Origin of the sequence: Thiofilum sp., from assembly GCF_016711335.1 — a bacterium.
GTDB lineage: Bacteria > Pseudomonadota > Gammaproteobacteria > Thiotrichales > Thiotrichaceae > Thiofilum.
Genome location: NZ_JADJTF010000001.1, coordinates 1,939,824 through 1,957,549, shown reverse-complemented (window position 1 = coordinate 1,957,549; position 17,726 = coordinate 1,939,824). Strand labels below are relative to the sequence as shown.

Here is a 17,726-nt window from a genome sequence, read left to right as displayed (position 1 = left end):
TAAACATGAGCTACCAAGCAGAATATCAACGGTCGATGAACGATCCTGAAGGCTTTTGGCGTGAAAAAGCCCAAGCCTTACCTTGGTTTAAATTTCCTGAAACGATTCTTTCTCAAGATTCTGATGGTATTTATCACTGGTTTGCTGATGGTGAGTTAAATACCAGTTATATGGCTTTGGATTACCATATTGAACAAGGTCGTGGTGACACGCTTGCCATTATTTATGACTCACCTGTTACCAATACCAAAACTACTTACACCTATAGCCAACTACGTAATGAAGTCGCAAAAGCGGCGGGCATGATGGCTAGCCTTGGTGTAACCAAAGGTGATCGCGTTATTATTTACATGCCCATGATCCCCGAAGCGGTGATTTCCATGTTGGCAGTAGCGCGTTTAGGAGCGATTCACTCGGTAGTATTCGGAGGCTTTGCTGCACCTGAGCTAGCCGTGCGTATTGAAGACTCACAACCTAAGATTATGATCTCAGCTTCTTGCGGCGTTGAGATTAAGCGCGTTATTGAGTATAAACCCTTACTCGATAAAGCCATTAACCTTTCTAGCCATAAGCCTCAAAGCTGCATTATTTTCCAACGCCCTGAATGCACTGCGCCCTTAACTGCTGGACGCGACCATGATTGGTCTGCATTAATGGCACATGCCCAACCTGTGGCTCCGGTTCCGGTTAAAGGCACTGATCCGTTGTATATTCTTTACACCTCCGGTACTACGGGTAAACCTAAAGGCGTAGTGCGTGAAAACGGTGGTCATGCAGTCGCCCTGAATTACAGTATGGATGCGATTTATAACCTCAAAGCAGGCGATGTATTCTGGGCCGCTTCAGACGTGGGCTGGGTAGTCGGTCACTCGTATATTGTGTATGCGCCTCTCTTACACGGTTGCACGACGATTGTGTATGAAGGTAAACCGATTATGACGCCTGATGCCGGTGCATTCTGGCGTGTGTGCTCCGAATATGGGGTAAAAGCCCTATTCACGGCTCCAACCGCCTTCCGTGCGATTAAGAAAGAAGATTCTGAAGGCGAATTCCTCAAGCAATATGATTTGAGCAAACTGACTACTATCTTCTCGGCGGGCGAGCGCTTAGATCCACCGTCACAGCAATGGCTCATGGATAAGAGTGGTAAACCGGTGATTGATCACTGGTGGCAAACTGAAACCGGTTGGGGGATTACCGCCAATCTGCAAGGGGTAGAGCCTATGCCGATTAAATTGGGTTCTTCCACTGTGCCGACACCGGGCTTTAATGTGCAAATTCTGGATGAGTCAGGCCAAGAGTTACCGCGTGGTCAACAAGGTTATATTGCACTCAAGCTCCCCTTACCCCCTAGCTGTTTAGCGACCGTATGGGGCAGTGTAGAGAAATTCAAAGAAAGCTATCTGTCCATGTTTGAAGGCTATTATGCTTCAGGTGATGGTGGCTATATCGATGAAGATGGCTATGTATTCGTCATGGGTCGCGTAGATGATGTGATGAACGTAGCAGGTCATCGTCTCTCTACCGGTGAAATGGAAGAGGTAGTCGGTAGTCATCCTGCGGTGGCAGAGTGCGCGGTCATTGCGCGTGATGATGATCTCAAAGGTCAAATCCCCATCGGTTTAGTGGTGCTCAAAACAGGCGCACAAATCAATGAGGCTGAATTTAGCAAAGAACTGGCTCAAATGATCCGTGCCTCTATCGGTGCGATTGCTTGCTATAAAGACACTTATATCGTGCAACGTCTACCGAAAACCCGTTCTGGTAAGATCTTACGCAAGAATTTGCGCCAAATGATTAATGGTCAGGAATATATTGTACCTTCGACTATTGATGATCCAGCGATCATGCCAGAGTTGGAAGCACTCTTAAGTAGCAAGGGCGCTAAAGTCGGCTCTTAATCACTTTTTAGTGTAGTCGCTCAATAAAGTACTCGACCTATAAAGATCGGGTACTGCTTAGATGATTATCCTATCGATAACAGCACAAGCTCTATTTTGTACTGGTTGAAGTACGCATGTATTAGAAAGTAGGCACTAACATAAAACGTTTCATAAAACGCTCTATAGCCGCAACAAACGAGAGCGGAATTTCCTGCATAGGATAATGCCCACTATTACACAATGCTTCTAAAGTCGCATTGGGATACCATTTTAGGTAGGTGGCTAACATACTCGGCTCAGTAATCGCATAATCACATTCTCCGACCAACGTTAGCATAGGGGTATTTAGCCCCACCACTAGCTCGGAAAAATCCTCATAGACCCATGCTTTTAAGTAACCCGCATAAGCCTCTTCAGTGGTGGTCGCTCTGGATTCTTGTACCATTTTATCCAGCCACGTTTTAGGAAGACGTTTACCTGTAGTGAAATCCATAATGGTATAGCGACTATTATCATCAGTAATAGAGGCTTCAAAGGTGGCCCAGCTACGCTCATCTAATTGCGCACCACTAGCGGGCACTGGTGTAACGGCTATTGCAGACTTGATCCGTTGCCAGTCATTAATCTCTACTAGCACACGTTGCATCGCCATCGCCCCCATCGAATGACCGATCATATGAAAGCGCATCCAGCCTAAATGCTCGATCAGCTCAAGCATATCGGCAGCGATTTCTTTCATAGTATAGCTGCCCGTGAGATGGCTTGACTTACCATAGCCACGATAGTCGGGAAATACATAAGTAAAGGTTTGGGTATCCAGAGCAGGAAAAATAGGACTCCAGACCGTATGGTCGCTCGTCCAGCCATGAAAGACCAAGACATACTCCGAGCCTTGCCCAATGGTGGTATAACCTAAGGTCATTGCACTCTCCTCCCGCTTATTGTGTTGTATACAGTATAGCCTAACGCGTTAATCTAGCCGCTACAATACACACTTAGTCTGGTTTTATTGACCTCTGTGGATGCTTTTTAGAATGGTCTATACTGTGCACATTGGATAATACAACTAAAGGATTAGTTATGTTGAAACCCTATATTTCACTGACTCTCTTGTGCACTTTAACCTTAAGTGCCTGTGGTACTACCTCTATGAGTGACCTTGATACTAGCACTCCCTTTATCAGCAGCAATCCTACCTTAAGCACACTCCAAGGCAATTGGGGACGCTCAGCCAGTGGACCTGCGGTCTTTAAAGTCTATGGTGAAAACCTGATCATGTTTAAAGGCAATAAGTCCTATCCTCTCACCCTGCAAGGCACTACCTTAGTCGGCACGATTACCGATACACGCGGCATTACCTGCCAAGTAGCGCTTTCTAGTGCAGGCGAAAACTTAACTATGGGGCAGCGTAACTGTGTCGATGTCGCCAATAGTCCAGTGGCTTTGACCCAAGCTAATGTGAGCTTTGTAAAAGTGATGCCTAAAAAAGATTATGAGTCGATGTCCTGCGACCAATTACAAACCGAACTCAATCAACTCGACGCCACCATTAAGCAAAAAGACTCACAATATCAAAAACTTAAATCCAATAACACTGCATGGGCAAAAGAACAACGCAATCGTTTACTCAATGATAGCAGCTACACGGTTTATCGTGATGTGTCTGTCATTGGTAAACAAAAGGGCTGTGCATTGACCACCTCATTTGATAATCCTAATCGCTAATAATTTTTTAATAAACGGGGGCTTTAGTGAAGTTAGCACAAAACTAAAGCCCTGATAGCTACCTAAGTACTTGAGCCAAAGTAAGCGTGCATTTCCTCCGCAGACGCTGTAACTACCTTCCTGTACGCTTTAAAGCGGCATCCTTGCTGCCAAGACTGCTCCAAAAACGCACGCTTACTTTTAGCTAGAGACTTAGTGGCTCAAACTGTATTCAAATCTTCATATATTCATTTAAACGAATATGATAAGCTCCAGCCCCATTGACTAGATAGAGGGAGCTTTTTATGTTCACCGTATTGATTTTATGCACAGGTAACTCCTGTCGCTCGCAAATGGCTGAAGCACTATTGAATCACGAGCTTGCCGGACAAGTGCGCACTGTATCAGCAGGTACTCGTCCTCAACCTAAAGTCGCTGAAGGTGCACTCGCTGCTTTAGAGCAAGCAGGTTTACCCACTAAGGGCTTATATCCTAAAGATGTCGATGTGTTTCTAAATGAGCCTATCGATTTAGTAGTCACCGTATGCGACAACGCTAAAGAGTCTTGCCCTATTTTCCCGCGTCCTGTTAAAACCATACACATGCCCTTCCATGATCCACACGGCGAACCTTTAGACAGCTTTATAGCTGTTCGAGATGATATTCGCGCTCGCTTAGTGCCAGCGGTTCGCGGCGCATTAGGTTTAGAGGGCTAATTATATGTCGGCACAATGTGAAGTAGTGGCTAAGTCACAGACACGTCAACCGATGGGACTGTTTGAGCGCTATTTAACGGTATGGGTATTACTCTGCATCGGTTTAGGCATCGGGTTAGGCGCTTTATTTCCTAGCCTGTTTCAAGGCATAGCCAAGCTCGAAGTAGCACAAGTCAATTTGCCAGTCGCGGTGTTGATTTGGCTGATGATTATTCCCATGCTATTAAAAATCGACTTTAAAGCGTTAAAGGAAGTTAGCCAGCATTGGAAAGGGATTGGTGTCACTTTATTCATTAATTGGCTCATCAAACCCTTTTCTATGGCTTTACTAGGTTGGTTATTTATTCGGGTACTGTTTGCCGATTGGTTACCGTCCGACCAATTGGATAGCTATATTGCGGGCTTGATTCTATTAGCCGCCGCTCCTTGTACCGCTATGGTGTTTGTGTGGAGCAACTTATCAGACGGTGAACCGCATTTTACACTGTCACAGGTTGCGCTTAATGACGCAATTATGATTATTGCCTTTGCACCTTTAGTAGGGTTTTTGCTGGGTATTTATGCTATTACTGTGCCGTGGGATACGTTATTTTTATCGGTGCTCATTTATATTGTCATTCCAGTCATCGTGAGCCAAGTGTTGCGCCGCTGGCTATTAGCACAAGGGCACTTAGACCGTACTTTAAAAACTATTCAGCCTTGGTCATTAGCCGCTTTATTAATCACCTTGGTATTACTATTCGGCTTTCAAGGGCAACAAGTCTTAGCTCAACCGTTCATTATTCTACTGCTCGCTATTCCGATTTTAATCCAAGTCTATTTTAATTCGATGTTGGCTTATTGGTTGAATCGCCAACTAGGAGTTGCGCACTGTATTGCTGCACCCTCTGCTTTAATTGGAGCGAGTAACTTTTTTGAATTAGCAGTGGCTACGGCGATTGCCTTATTTGGCTTTAATTCGGGGGCGGCTTTAGCTACGGTCGTTGGGGTATTGGTGGAAGTGCCCGTCATGCTGTCCGTCGTCGCTATTGTGAATCGCTCAAAACATTGGTATGAAAATAAGCAATAAATAGGCTAATTGCTAATGGTTAAAAAGTTGCCTTAATGTTTTTTTAACCCTTAGCGAAAATACGACAGCCGTTTTACAATCTTTAGCAAGCAGCTCGTTAACTGCTTATTTTGCCTTACCTTTAATTAGTTTGATTGCATTTAAGCTTAACTGTTGCATAAATAACACACTACCCCTTATACCTTTTTTTTAGCACACGCTAAACAAGCTCGTTATAGTGACCTGCATTAACATCGAAAACGCTCCAATTGAGTGTGAAGAGACTAAATAAGTCCTTCATTTATAATAAAAACTATAATAAAGGCTATATGTTATGCTGCGCTTATCGATCTTCCCTGTTGGGCTGAGTGCTTTAGTGTCTATGATGACTACCCCTAGTGCTCATGCTAACCCTTATGGTCATCAACAGCACTATCAGCAAACTGTTTATGTTCAACCCGCTAGTTATCCCGTGCAACCTCGTTATACTCCACAACCTAACTATGGGGTACGCCGTCCTGTCCAACGTTTTGAGCACTACCAGCAACCCTACTACCCTCCCGTAGGCTATCAAGCGGATTATCCGGCTGAAATTATCCCTGCTCCTCAGTATGCCCCTCCACCTAGACGCCTACTCCCCTTTCAACAAAGTGCGCAATATGCTCCACCTGTGGAGCGCATTATGATACAAGCCCCACAACAACAGCCTATGCCAGCGGAACGGCGCGTTATTTTAGATCGTGCCCATCAAGTGCTAGGGGTGCGTTATAAATATGGGGGTAACTCAGTGCGTGAAGGCTTAGATTGTAGCGCCCTGATTCAATTGACTCATAAACCCTTAGGACGCTCTATTCCCCGCACCGCAGCCGAGCAAAGTCGTGCTAGCCGCACTATTTCACGTAAAGAACTGCGTCCGGGGGATTTAATCTTCTTTAATACCTTAGGTAAAGGCGTGAGCCATGTGGGCATCTATGTAAAAAACGGTAACTTTATCCACGCAGCTTCTGGTGGTGGGCGAGTGATGGTAGATAATTTAAGTAAGAGTTATTGGCAAAAACGTATTGTTAAATATGGTACTTTTGTAGGCTAATCTACTGATTACATGTATATTTAATGGTATTAATATGAACTTAATGGCGAGTCGGTGAGACTCAGCCTACAGATGAGCTTCGATAATTCAGGCAAATCTAGCTATACTTGACTTGCGTCTTTCATTTTAAAAATCAGAGGAGTATCAAAATGGGTTTATTTGATTTTGCACGCAATATTGGTAAAAGAATTTTCGGCAGCGAAGAAGAAGCACCGGATGCGTTAAAAGCACACGTTGAGCAAAATAACCCTGGCGTAGAGAACTTACAAGTTCAAGTACAAGACGGTGTTGCCACTGTGAGCGGTAATGCATCTTCTCCAGAAGCACTTGAAAAAGCAGTACTGATGGTCGGTAATGCGATGGGTATTCAGGAAGTTAAAGCGGATAATATGACTGTAGCGGGTAATCCAGCTCAACAAGCTCAAGTCGCTGTATCTGATGATGAATATTACATCATCCAGAAAGGTGACACATTATGGAAAATTGCTGAGCGTGCTTATGGCAAAGGTCATTTATATAATCAAGTATTTGAAGCTAATCGTGAAGTTATCGAAGATCCAGACAAAATCTTCGTAGGTCAAAAAATCCGTATTCCTAAAAACATCTAATGTGTCACCTCTAGTTTAAAAGGCAACAACCAATGGATATGAGTACTATGGTTCAGCTCGGTGCGCAATTGTTCCAAGGACAATTGGATCGTGACCGTGATGGACAATTGGAAATGACTGAAATTGCGACCGCGCTGATGGGTTTAATGAGTGGCGGTAATAATCAAGGTCAAGGTGGCTTATTAGGTAGTTTAGCCTCTATGGTAGGAGGTGCTCAGCAAGCTCCTGCTCAAGGTGGCGGCTTATTAGGTGGTCTAACGTCATTACTCGGTAGTGGCGCTCCTGCTGCTCCTGCTCAAGCTGATAGTGGTTTGATGTCGATGGTGCAATCTTGGATTAGTACCGGTCCGAATCAAGCGCCAAATGCGGATCAAATCACTCAGTTAGTGGGTCAAGACCAAATTTCTGCGTTTGCGCAGCAATTAGGTATCAGCCCTGATCAAGCGGTAAAAGGTTTACAACAAGCCCTGCCACAGATGGTGGATAAAGCGACACCTAGTGGTTCATTAGATCTGGGTAGCCTACTCGATTCAGTGGGTGGGGTATCCGGTGCTATTGGTTTAGCGAGTAAAATCCTCGGTCGTTAATGGATTAATTTCAGTTAGCGTGAAAAAGCCATCCTTGTGATGGCTTTTTTTATTTTTGCTGCACAAAACCGTGGTTTGCTACCGCGTCTGTAGTCGATGTTTTCGCGTTAGGTTATTTTAATTAATCTTATTACCTCTTAATCGCATTGCCTTTTTGCTAATGCTCTCAATACCCTCATCGTCTATTTTTTTGTCGCCATTTAGTATAATCAAACGGCGCCCTTTGAATAAAGGATATAAATCTCTACATCTCAATATCACCTAAATATTGAGCAAGAACTTGAGCACCTTTTACTCTTATCTCTGTATTAGTCATCATGCTAGAACCTCACTGATAAAATCAATTGGGTCTTTTATCTTAATGGTTTGTACAAGGTTGGCTTTTTTAATTATACCAATGTCTGTGACTAAGAAATAATTTGCCCTTTTTTTAATGGCGCAGGCTATGTGCTCGGTATTGAGCGACAAGTTATATTATTTATTGATCTTAAATTGATCTGAAAATGACAAATCACATAATCCTTTAAGCATCCCATATAACCGTGCAATAGCATTAATAAGTGATTTATTTTCTAATTTTTGTGCATTGCTAATAGTAGAAACAAAATTATTTATTCTTGTTTCGAGACTTTCAATCTCAAGTGAATGTGCCATTTTATTTCTAATAGAGTTGAGTTCTCTAATTTGTGCCCATAACCACCTTGGTTCATCTTGATCTAGGCACATGCTTTCAGCGAGAGCAATACACTGTGCTGCACTGAATTGTTGTTTTTCCAGTGCGTCGGGATTTGGTAGCCTAGAATCAATGAATTTTCTAACTTGTTTTTCTATCAATAATTGACCCTTAAGTATTATAAGAACTGGGTCAGCATCTTTATCAGGTAGACGGTTTACCAGTTCATTATATGCCTTCCAATCATCTTCAGTCGAATGTTCTAAATCTCGCTTAAGATTTAGAAAAAAATCAAGAGTACTCTGCTCTTCCTTTCCAGCATCAACATACTCTCTGCATTCCGCAATGTGCTTATCTAACAGATCAAGTGATAGCACTAATTACCTCTCAAAATATAATAGTTTATTATACAGAATCTCAGTATAACCTCTTATTCCAGAATCCGCCTAGTCTGAGAAAATGAGGCTATATTTTTTTGGTGAGTGTTTTTATAAACTGGTAACATAATAAACCACTACATTGACTCATACTAACGATACATAGGTGAATGTTCTATAACGAAAATCAAACAAAGCATAGGGGAATCAGTTGGCTACACGATCACCTTCTAAGTGTACCTTGACCGAAACATCATCACCCAACATATTATTGACGTTACTGTGCACGCCGATAGAAAAATACCGACGACTAACGGTAAAGCCACCTTGGAAACCAGCCTTAGCTTTGCCATCACCCAGTTCCATAACTCCAAGAAGCTGAACATCAAAGGTGATACTCTTAGTAACTCCACATAAAGTTAGGTCACCTGTAATCGTCAGAGCATTAGTGCTTTTAGCCTTTACTGAAGTACTCTTGAAAGACATCATGGGGTATTTAGCGACATTAAATTAAATAAATCTGGCCCCTGCAACATACGGTCAATGTTGGGATAACCTGTAGCAACGCTCTTAGCCTGCACTGTTATATTAACACTCGAAGTTTCCGGCTTTTCAGCATCCCAGACAATAACGCCCACGAAATCATTGAAGCGCCCTTTACTGGTATTATATTGCATATAACTGACTTCGTAGTTGATTTCGCTATTGGCAGCAGCCACAGAGAATTGATCAGGCTTAGCCAATGCATTTAAAGGCAATCCCAGAGATGCTAATAGTGCGAAGCAAAGAATTTTTTTCATAAAAACCTCCTAGTGATTGTATCGTAGGAATGAGCATTTAGAAGTTAAGCTGGTTTAAACAGCTCATCATTACCTTATTCAAGCTTTGTATATTATTATAATTAGCGCTACCCGAACTTAACAACCATCAGCTAAAGCTGAAGGGTTCGCTAAAAGGACTAAAGTCCGGATACGGGTCGAATAGACCCGTCTAGCCTTCTGTCTTAAAGTTATCCTCTAACCTCGGTTCAAAGTGATGCTCTAAATACGCCTTAATCATCTCAGCACTCAATTCCCCTGAAGTCGCACAAAAATAACCCCGCGCCCAAAAATGCTGTCCCCAATACCGCTTTCTTAAATCCGGGTAGCTTTCAAAGATTTTTGCCGCACTTCGACCCTTAATTCGGCGCATGATCTCGCTCGGTGCTAGCTCCGGTGGCACCGATAACAACAAATGCACATGATCCTTGCTCACCACCCCCTTCACTATTTCTATCTCAAAGGCTTGACAGGTTTGACGGATCAACTCCCGTATCTTTAACCCCACATCCCCTTTCAGTACCGGATAGCGGTATTTCGTCACAAATACAAAGTGATACTCAATCCGGTAGACGGTGTGGCTTCCATACCGATACTCCATCTCTCACGACCTCATGCCAACCTTCATCCAGCTAGTATCGCAGATAAATCTGACCGTCTAAAGACGGTGGTTTTAACCTTGAAGACGGACTAATAAAGCGTAACACAGAGTATTTAACCAACCAAGCCTGTTGTGACTCGGCTCTGAGCCTTTAAACTATACTTCATTGCCCTTGAATAACTCTTTTAAGTTTTCTAAAAATAGACTTTTACTAATCGGCAAAACCTGTCCTATATGCTGAAGTTCAGACTTGAATTGCTGTTACTTTACAGTTGAATTCAGCGATGCGAGGGATTTCAACTCATAGGCTGAAGCGATCCGTCTGGATAAGCTATATAACTAACGCTGTACCCAACCCCCACACACCGGAAAAACTTGCCCCACAAAACAATTGGCTTGGTCACTACATAAATAAGCCGCAAACTCGGCATCCTCTCTTGCTCCGACCAAACGACCTAGTGGAACCTCACGCTTTAAACGCTCTTGAAAGCGAGGGTTGGCTTGGATTTCAGCAGGAAAGTAGGTGGGATTATCAACAAAGTTTTGTGCAATCGCGTTAACTTGCACATTATAAGCGGCTACCTCTACCCCTAACGCCTGCACATAGGCAAGCTGAGCACCGCGAGCCGCACTATAGGTAGACGCCCGTTTGATACCACGCAGCGCGGAAGCACTACCCATTACTAAAACCTTGCCAGAACGCCGCTGGATCATGAAGGGCAGGACGGCGCGACAAAGCCGAGGCAGTGGATCGACTAGAGCCGCAAAAGTACTTCTCCACTCCTCTTCAGAGACTTCGATAGCGGCAGTTGAGGGCGCAGGTATAGCAAGGTTGGCAACCAGCACATCAATCTCGCCCGCCGCCGAAATAATGGAAGTGGGGGCTTCGGGTGTAAGTAGGCTGTCGGTGTTGGGAATTACATTCGCGCCGTGCTCAGCAAACACTTCACAGAGCATAGGCCCCATAAACACATCCGCCTGCGTAATGAGCACGCGCTTACCTTTTAGAGATTCACGGGTCATGCTAAGTCCCTCGAAAAGCTGATGATAACGAGGTAAGTGTATATTAAGTGGAGTGATTAGGAAGACCCATGATTTGATCAGTCGACATTTTAGCTGTCATTGCCTCCATCGTCGACACTCGTTAGATTTATTGCAAGTTTATAAAAGATTATAGACCATCATCATTCCAATATAGGCAGCTAGCTTTGTCGTTGGAATGTCACCAAATTTTTTTCTTATATTGCTAATTAAAGCTTGGGCATAAGGCTGAGTAATTCCAAGCACCTCAGGAGCTTGTTTCATTGGTCTTCCTGAAATAAGAAATGGTAGTAAACTTTTTTCTTTTAAAGTCAGTTTATTGAAAGAATTAGATAAATAAGTAATTAATTCAAAATTTTCTTTAGTGTCTATGCCTTTTGCTATTAGCATGGATTTTAGTTTCAGGCTTTCATCTTGATCTATCGCATTGATGATTTCTGTTTCTAAATTTGCACCGACATTTATAGTATTAATTATATGACATGAGCCTATATCTATAGAGATATATTTTGAATTTCTTTTAAACACCTCTTCTTTTATTACTAAAGTTTTTCTAATTTCATTTTTTTCCAACACTGACTCGATGCCAAAGTTATTAGACATATAAGAGAAAGGCGCTCTATAAACTCTAATCTTATTTTTCTTATTATTATCCAAAGATATTATATAGGAAAATTGTAAGTTTGTTACTGGATAAGAGAAACTTTTAAGTTCAGTCTCACTTTTCAAGTAATGAAATTTATCAAAATTATTAAATCTTTCATATATTGAGTCGTTGACTGTTAGAGGATTTACTAAACATATATGCGCCCCTAATTGTTTTCCAATGCTGGAAAAGATATCTTCATTATCTTTTAATATTTGAATAGCATTTTTTTGTTTTTCTTTATAAGCTTCTTTCGTGTTTATTTGATAGCTTAGATTTTCATTTAAAATTATGCTATTTTCATTGATTTCTGTTTTTCCTGTCGAAAAACACCAAGAACGAATCCCTTTAATTAGAACCAATCCAATTAATGTTTTGTTGCGAAATGATAAGTTTTTATATAAGATATTGCTTTCTTTTTTTTCTTTTTTAAAATAAGACTCTCCTTTCTTTATTTTTCTTGAAATGAGTTCTGCAAACTGTATCGGTGATTTATTATTAAGATTAATATATGCAATTGTTGTTTTTAGCCCAGGAATATCTGTATCATCAAATCTTGCCGGAAGAATATATTCTTTGTTTTCTTTAAAAGCTCTTTCTTGAGCACACTCTCGTTCGTGATTAGTCCAAAGTTTTTTTGAATATTCTTTTGATATAAAAATTACGGTATAAGATGCTAAGTTACAATAAATCTCTCTCAAATAATCATATAAATTCTTCCCCCATAAGTTATCCTCCTCAAATAAATCGTAGAAAACACGTATGTTGGCAGCTCGTAGTTGTTCAGCCACTTGATGAACATAATCTCTGTCTTCTCCTGCGAAAGATAGAGCTATGTCATATTTAATATTTTTCATGTATGTGTAATTGAAAAATCTAACAGTTTATTATACATAATCTCGGTATAACATCTTATTCCAGACTCCGCCTAGTCTGGAAAAATGCGGCTTTATCTTTTTTTTGGCGAGATTCCGTATAGTCTGGGATTAGCATAGGAAAAAACTCATCTGGTAGCGACATTTATGGTCAGCAATCATACAACACCCAACTCAGAACCGACAACCGTTCATTCGCAAGTCTTGGGGGATAGCTAAGTACTTTTTTTAAAAGCATGAAATCAGCAAGAACCTCACTCCACCACAAAATCCACCACATTACGGCTCTCTTTACTAAACTCTACGCCAATTAAATAAATAGGCTGCTGAAGTGTTTTATATTTCTCCGCATAGCCTCTGGCTTTAATTTGCTGTAAGGCTTTACCTTCCGGCGCAAACTCCACCACCTTAAACTCAAATAAATAAACCTGCTGATTAAACAATAGGGTCATATCAATGCGCCCTAGATTCGTACTATCCTCGACTCTTACGTCTAAACCTAGCGAGGCAAAATACGAATAAAACACACTGGCATAATAGCCCTCATACTGCTGAATCGAGTTATTGCTATACCATTGATATGGAATACTGGCAAAGAAGCTATGAAACAGTTGCTTTAGACCCGCAAAATCGTTTTGCAGCAGTAACTCATACAGGCGTAAGGTATTCTGGCTTTGTTCAGAGGTGTTCACTAACACGGCTAATAGGCTTTCATTTAAGCTTTGATACACTTCTTTATTCGGATAGCCCAAAGTATAAAAGGTCTGCCCGCCAGCGCGTTGGCTACGTTTAATCGTCAGATAACCTGTCTGGAATAACAGTGCTTCGGTAGCAATTTTGTCAATGTCAAAGCTCGAAATTACACTACTGCTACTGATCATATGATCAAGATGCAGAGTAGGTACTTTACGTTTGAATAATAGCTCGACTAAAAAAGTCGGTGTCCCCGTTTCAAACCAGTAATTGTCAAATTGGCGGCGCTTAAATAATTGCAGAATATCAAAAGGATTATAGACACTTTCCCCCAGCCAGTGATAACCATTATACCACTCACGAATCAGCTCTCGGTCTAAGCCTTCTAGCTCTGGTGCAAATAGCTCATCTAAATCCTGATCAGTATAACCACAAATCGCAGAGTAAACCGGATCTAGGGTTAGATCATACAGATTATTCAAGCCTGAAAACAAACTGACTTTAGAAAACTTACTCACTCCGGTTAAAAAGCTAAACTGAATATGCGCATCATAGTCTTTAATCGTACCGTAGAAACCTCGCAGAAAATCACGATTCGCTTTAGCCACCTCAGGATTTAATAGAGCATCTAGAATAGGTTTGTCATATTCGTCTATGAGCACTACTACTGAGCTTTTAAATTGTTGCTCTACATGCAAAATGAGACTTTTAAAACGTCCCGCACAGGTAACACCATCCGTAGTAAATTTGTATTGTTTTTCGAGTGTGGTTAACTGCTCTTTTAAATCAGACTCTAGATAACCTAGCTGACTGTAATTATTACCGCCAAAGCTAAAACGTAATACAGGGTATTTAACCGACCAATCCCAGTGTTGTTCCGCTGCTAAACCTTTAAATAAGGCTTCATTACCCTCGAATAATTCTTTTAAGGTATCCAAAAATAGACTTTTGCCAAAACGACGCGGACGCGAGAGAAAGTAGTATTTTCCATTATTGACCAAATCTAATGCTAAGGGAGTTTTATCGACATAGTAATAATTCCCTTCACGAATTTGACTCAAGGTTTGAATACCAATAGGGAGTTTTTTACGTGGGAGTCGTGGCTGAGTCATGATGATAGCTATGTTGCGTTCCAGTGCTTCTAGTCTAGCATGTTTTAGAAACCAGCATTCTGTTAACTACCTCTTACTAAACCCCAACCTTAGTACTAGAATATCGCGCCGCTGTTATTGATTTTTAGGTATCTCATGGATTCTCTGATTGGCGTGGATTGGCATGCTTTTAATACTGAAACCCAGCCTCAAGCTGCGCCCGCAAGGTTGCAAGCATGGCTATGCGTCGCCGGATCACTCACAGCTCAACTTCAAGCCATTTGCCAACGCGAATTTAAGGTACAAGTACTCAAGCACCAATTCGTTACTTGTTCCGCACTCATGAGCCAAGCCCTCGGCTTACTGCCCTATGCATCAGTCCTGCAACGCGAAGTGCTTTTATGCGACGGTGAGACTCCGCTCGTTTTCGCCAGCTCCATCTTGCCCGAAGCTGCATTGGTCGATCACTATGCCGAATTACGTGAACTCGGTGCTCGCCCTTTGGGTCATTGGATTTTCGCCGAACCCGTGTTAAAACGTGCCCTCATGTATTACGCCGAACTGCCTAGTGAGCTAGCATTTTTTGCTAATATTCCACAGGCAGTGAAAAACACCGCAACCCTCTGGGGTCGACAAACCTTATTTACGGGGGCATTGTATCCCTTGGTCGTGAGTGAGTTTTTCCTACCCGCGCTCCTTAACTACCCTCAACCCAACGAGAGCAAGCCCACATGAGTATCGTTTGGCTCAAAAATCCTTTGGCACTATTTGATGGTTTGAATGAATTAAACAGTGCTGGAGTTGTTATCCAAGACAATAAAATTATTGAAGTACTCTCGCCTAATCAAACCCCTAGCACGCCAGTAGATCAAACTTTCGATGCCAGCGAATACGTCATACTCCCCGGCTTGATCAATACTCACCATCACTTTTACCAAACCCTGACCCGTGCCTATCCAGCCGCCTTAAATAAAGAATTATTCCCGTGGCTGCAAACCCTGTATCCAGTGTGGGCTGGTTTAGAGCCAGAGATGCTCACAGTTGCCACCGAATTGGCGCTAACAGAATTAATGCTTTCCGGTTGTACTACCGCCGCCGATCATCATTATTTATTTCCACAAGGCTTAGAGTACGCCATTGATACTCAAGTAGAGGCGGCAAAAAAAGTAGGAACTCGCGTGACACTCACACGCGGTTCTATGAGTTTAGGCAAAGATCAAGGCGGTTTGCCGCCTCAATCTACCGTACAAACGGAGCAAGTGATATTGGACGATAGCGAGCGCCTGATTCGTGACTATCATGAGCCTCATGAGGGTGCAAAAATCCAAATAGCTCTAGCCCCTTGCTCCCCGTTTTCGGTCACAACTGACCTGATGAAAGCCAGCGCCCAACTCGCTCAAACTTATAATGTCCATCTGCATACCCATTTAGCCGAAACTTTAGATGAAGAGGCCTTTTGCTTAAAACGCTTTGGTTTGCGTACTGTGGACTACTTAGAAAGTGTCGGCTGGCTACATAATAAAACGTGGCTTGCACACGGTATTCATTTTAATGACGAAGAAATTCAAAGACTTGGACAAGCGGGTGTGGGCATTTGCCATTGCCCTAATTCCAATATGATGCTCGCGTCAGGCATTTGTCGTACTTTGGAATTAGAGCAAGCTGGCAGTCCAGTAGGTCTTGGTGTGGATGGTTCAGCCTCAAATGATCACTCGAATTTAATCAGTGAAGTCAGACAGGCACTATATTTGCAACGTCTACGCTACGGGTCGGCGCGAATGACTCACTTAGATGCGTATCGTTTCGCCACTAATGGCTCAGCTAAAGTCCTAGGGCGTAATGATATTGGACAAATAGCAGTGGGCTATCAGGCTGATTTAGCGTTATTTAAACTAGACGAGCTACGTTTTTCCGGTCATCATGACCCGTTAGCGGCATTGTTATTATGTGGAGCACAACGCGCTCACCGAGTGATGATTGCAGGGCAATGGACTGTGGTGGACGGTAATCCCGTTCATATTGATTTGCAGGAATTAATGCAACGCCACCAAGCCGCCGCGCGGCGCTTAGCCCAAAAAGCCTGCGCTTACGCTTAATTGCAACAGAATTTCACCCCCATGAGGATTAATACATGCGCACATTTCGTGTCAAACAATGGTTGGCTGCCTTATTAACAGGCGCTAGTTTAACGCTAGCCAGTTTAGGTGCTCAGGCAGAAGACCCTTTTAAAGTGGGTTTTATTTATGTAGGCCCTGTTGGTGATAATGGTTGGAGTTACCAACATGACTTAGGTCGTAAAGCTGTAGAAAAAAATCTCGGCGATAAAGTCAAAACCACCTATATTGAAAACGTTCCTGAGGGCGCTGACGCTGAGCGTGCTATTACTAACTTAGTCAAAGACGGTAATAAGCTGATTTTCACGACCTCGTTTGGTTTTATGAATCCCACCGCTAAAGTTGCTAAAAAATATCCTGATGTCACCTTTATGCATGCCACGGGATATAAGCAAGATAAAAATCTCGGTACTTATATTGCTAAAAGTTTTGAAGGTCGTTATGTCGCGGGCTTTTTAGCGGCAAAAATGACTAAGAGTAATACCATTGGTTATATTGCCTCTTTCCCGATTCCTGAAGTCATTCGTGATATTAACGCGGTGCAATTAGCGTTAAATCGTTATAACCCTAAAGCGAAATTAAAAATTGTGTGGGTGAATACTTGGTTTGATCCGGGTAAGGAATCCGATGCCGCTAATACTTTAATGGATCAAGGTGCGGACGTGATTCTACAACACACCGATAGCCCTGCTGCAATGCAAGCGGCTGAACGTCGTGGTGGTGTGTATGGTGTAGGTCAAGATTCTGATATGTCACGCTTTGGTGAAAAAGCGCATTTGGTTTCTGTGGTACAAAACTGGGAAGATTATTATACCGGAGTGGTTAAATCTGTTATGGATGGTACTTGGAAATCGGGTGATTTCTGGGGCGGTATGGCAGAAGGTGTAGTCACTTCTAATAACTTTAATCCAGCTTTACCGGAAGATATTAAAGCCGAAGCTAATAAAATGATTGAAGATATTAAAGGCGGATATAATCCTTTCACTGGTCCGATTAAAGATCAAAAAGGCGAAGTTAAAGTACCCGAAGGCACAAGTATGAGTATTGCTGATCTAGCTAAAATGGATTGGTATGTTGAAGGCGTGGAAGGCGATATTCCCAAGTAATTAATTATCTAAGCTCTCAAAGCAAAAAAGCCAGCATCACTGCTGGCTTTTTCTT

18 protein-coding genes are annotated in these 17,726 nt (G+C 42.4%); 10 read left to right on the top strand and 8 right to left on the bottom strand.

Annotation, left to right across the window (positions count from 1 at the left end):
- The first annotated feature begins 5 nt into the window (after positions 1-5).
- Positions 6-1,901, top strand: a complete 1,896-nt coding sequence (locus IPL34_RS09290) for a propionyl-CoA synthetase (RefSeq protein ID WP_296841022.1) — start codon at positions 6-8, stop codon at positions 1,899-1,901.
- Positions 1,902-2,022: 121 nt separating this feature from the next.
- Here the strand turns inward: IPL34_RS09290 and IPL34_RS09285 are convergent, their stop codons facing one another.
- Positions 2,023-2,805, bottom strand: a complete 783-nt coding sequence (locus tag IPL34_RS09285; protein WP_296841019.1) for an alpha/beta hydrolase — start codon at positions 2,803-2,805, stop codon at positions 2,023-2,025.
- A 158-nt stretch (positions 2,806-2,963) separates the two neighbouring features.
- Between IPL34_RS09285 and IPL34_RS09280 the strand changes: the two genes are divergently transcribed.
- The 6 genes from IPL34_RS09280 (at position 2,964) to IPL34_RS09255 (ending at position 7,636) form a co-directional block, all read left to right on the top strand.
- Entirely contained in the window at positions 2,964-3,608 is a 645-nt protein-coding gene (locus tag IPL34_RS09280; RefSeq protein ID WP_296841017.1) for a hypothetical protein, read from the top strand.
- Positions 3,609-3,892: 284 nt separating this feature from the next.
- Complete coding sequence (locus IPL34_RS09275) at positions 3,893-4,303, top strand: arsenate reductase ArsC (protein ID WP_296841015.1); 411 nt, start codon at positions 3,893-3,895, stop codon at positions 4,301-4,303.
- Positions 4,304-4,307: 4 nt separating this feature from the next.
- Complete coding sequence (gene arsB, locus IPL34_RS09270; protein WP_296841012.1) at positions 4,308-5,372, top strand: ACR3 family arsenite efflux transporter; 1,065 nt, start codon at positions 4,308-4,310, stop codon at positions 5,370-5,372.
- A 313-nt stretch (positions 5,373-5,685) separates the two neighbouring features.
- The gene (locus tag IPL34_RS09265; RefSeq protein ID WP_296841007.1) at positions 5,686-6,441 is read left to right on the top strand and encodes an NlpC/P60 family protein; all 756 of its coding nucleotides are present in this window, start codon (positions 5,686-5,688) and stop codon (positions 6,439-6,441) included.
- A 149-nt stretch (positions 6,442-6,590) separates the two neighbouring features.
- Positions 6,591-7,049, top strand: coding sequence for a peptidoglycan-binding protein LysM (lysM, locus tag IPL34_RS09260; protein WP_296841004.1), 459 nt, complete (start codon positions 6,591-6,593; stop codon positions 7,047-7,049).
- Between the two features lie 32 nt (positions 7,050-7,081).
- Positions 7,082-7,636, top strand: coding sequence for a YidB family protein (locus tag IPL34_RS09255; RefSeq protein ID WP_296841001.1), 555 nt, complete (start codon positions 7,082-7,084; stop codon positions 7,634-7,636).
- 474 nt (positions 7,637-8,110) lie between these two features.
- On the opposite strand, the gene IPL34_RS09250 is transcribed toward IPL34_RS09255, so the two are convergent.
- The 7 genes from IPL34_RS09250 to IPL34_RS09220 all read right to left on the bottom strand — a co-directional run bounded on the left by IPL34_RS09250 (position 8,111) and on the right by IPL34_RS09220 (position 14,472).
- Positions 8,111-8,686 (bottom strand): hypothetical protein, encoded by a 576-nt coding sequence (locus IPL34_RS09250; RefSeq protein WP_296840998.1) that lies wholly within the window; start codon positions 8,684-8,686, stop codon positions 8,111-8,113.
- Between the two features lie 207 nt (positions 8,687-8,893).
- Positions 8,894-9,175, bottom strand: coding sequence for a YceI family protein (locus IPL34_RS09245; RefSeq protein WP_296840995.1), 282 nt, complete (start codon positions 9,173-9,175; stop codon positions 8,894-8,896).
- Entirely contained in the window at positions 9,172-9,486 is a 315-nt protein-coding gene (locus IPL34_RS09240) for a YceI family protein (protein WP_296840992.1), read from the bottom strand. Before IPL34_RS09240 ends, IPL34_RS09245 begins: the two co-directional genes overlap by 4 nt.
- A gap of 190 nt (positions 9,487-9,676) precedes the next feature.
- Positions 9,677-10,105 carry an IS200/IS605 family transposase gene (gene tnpA / locus IPL34_RS09235; protein ID WP_296839491.1) on the bottom strand — a complete coding sequence of 143 codons (429 nt, stop codon included), beginning with the start codon at positions 10,103-10,105 and terminating at the stop codon, positions 9,677-9,679.
- A gap of 339 nt (positions 10,106-10,444) precedes the next feature.
- Positions 10,445-11,128, bottom strand: a complete 684-nt coding sequence (locus IPL34_RS09230; protein WP_296840990.1) for an SDR family oxidoreductase — start codon at positions 11,126-11,128, stop codon at positions 10,445-10,447.
- Between the two features lie 138 nt (positions 11,129-11,266).
- Positions 11,267-12,649 (bottom strand): TIR domain-containing protein, encoded by a 1,383-nt coding sequence (locus IPL34_RS09225; protein ID WP_296840988.1) that lies wholly within the window; start codon positions 12,647-12,649, stop codon positions 11,267-11,269.
- A gap of 272 nt (positions 12,650-12,921) precedes the next feature.
- Entirely contained in the window at positions 12,922-14,472 is a 1,551-nt protein-coding gene (locus IPL34_RS09220) for an ATP-binding protein (RefSeq protein ID WP_296840986.1), read from the bottom strand.
- A gap of 135 nt (positions 14,473-14,607) precedes the next feature.
- Here IPL34_RS09220 and IPL34_RS09215 point away from each other — a divergent pair, with 135 nt between their 5' ends.
- From IPL34_RS09215 to IPL34_RS09205, 3 genes are read left to right on the top strand one after another with little or no spacing between them, the layout of a single operon-like run.
- Complete coding sequence (locus IPL34_RS09215; protein WP_296840984.1) at positions 14,608-15,186, top strand: chorismate lyase; 579 nt, start codon at positions 14,608-14,610, stop codon at positions 15,184-15,186.
- Positions 15,183-16,547 (top strand): 8-oxoguanine deaminase, encoded by a 1,365-nt coding sequence (locus tag IPL34_RS09210; protein WP_296840982.1) that lies wholly within the window; start codon positions 15,183-15,185, stop codon positions 16,545-16,547. The genes IPL34_RS09215 and IPL34_RS09210 overlap by 4 nt, the downstream gene beginning before the upstream one ends.
- A gap of 35 nt (positions 16,548-16,582) precedes the next feature.
- Positions 16,583-17,671 carry a BMP family ABC transporter substrate-binding protein gene (locus IPL34_RS09205; RefSeq protein WP_296840980.1) on the top strand — a complete coding sequence of 363 codons (1,089 nt, stop codon included), beginning with the start codon at positions 16,583-16,585 and terminating at the stop codon, positions 17,669-17,671.
- Positions 17,672-17,726 lie beyond the last annotated feature (55 nt).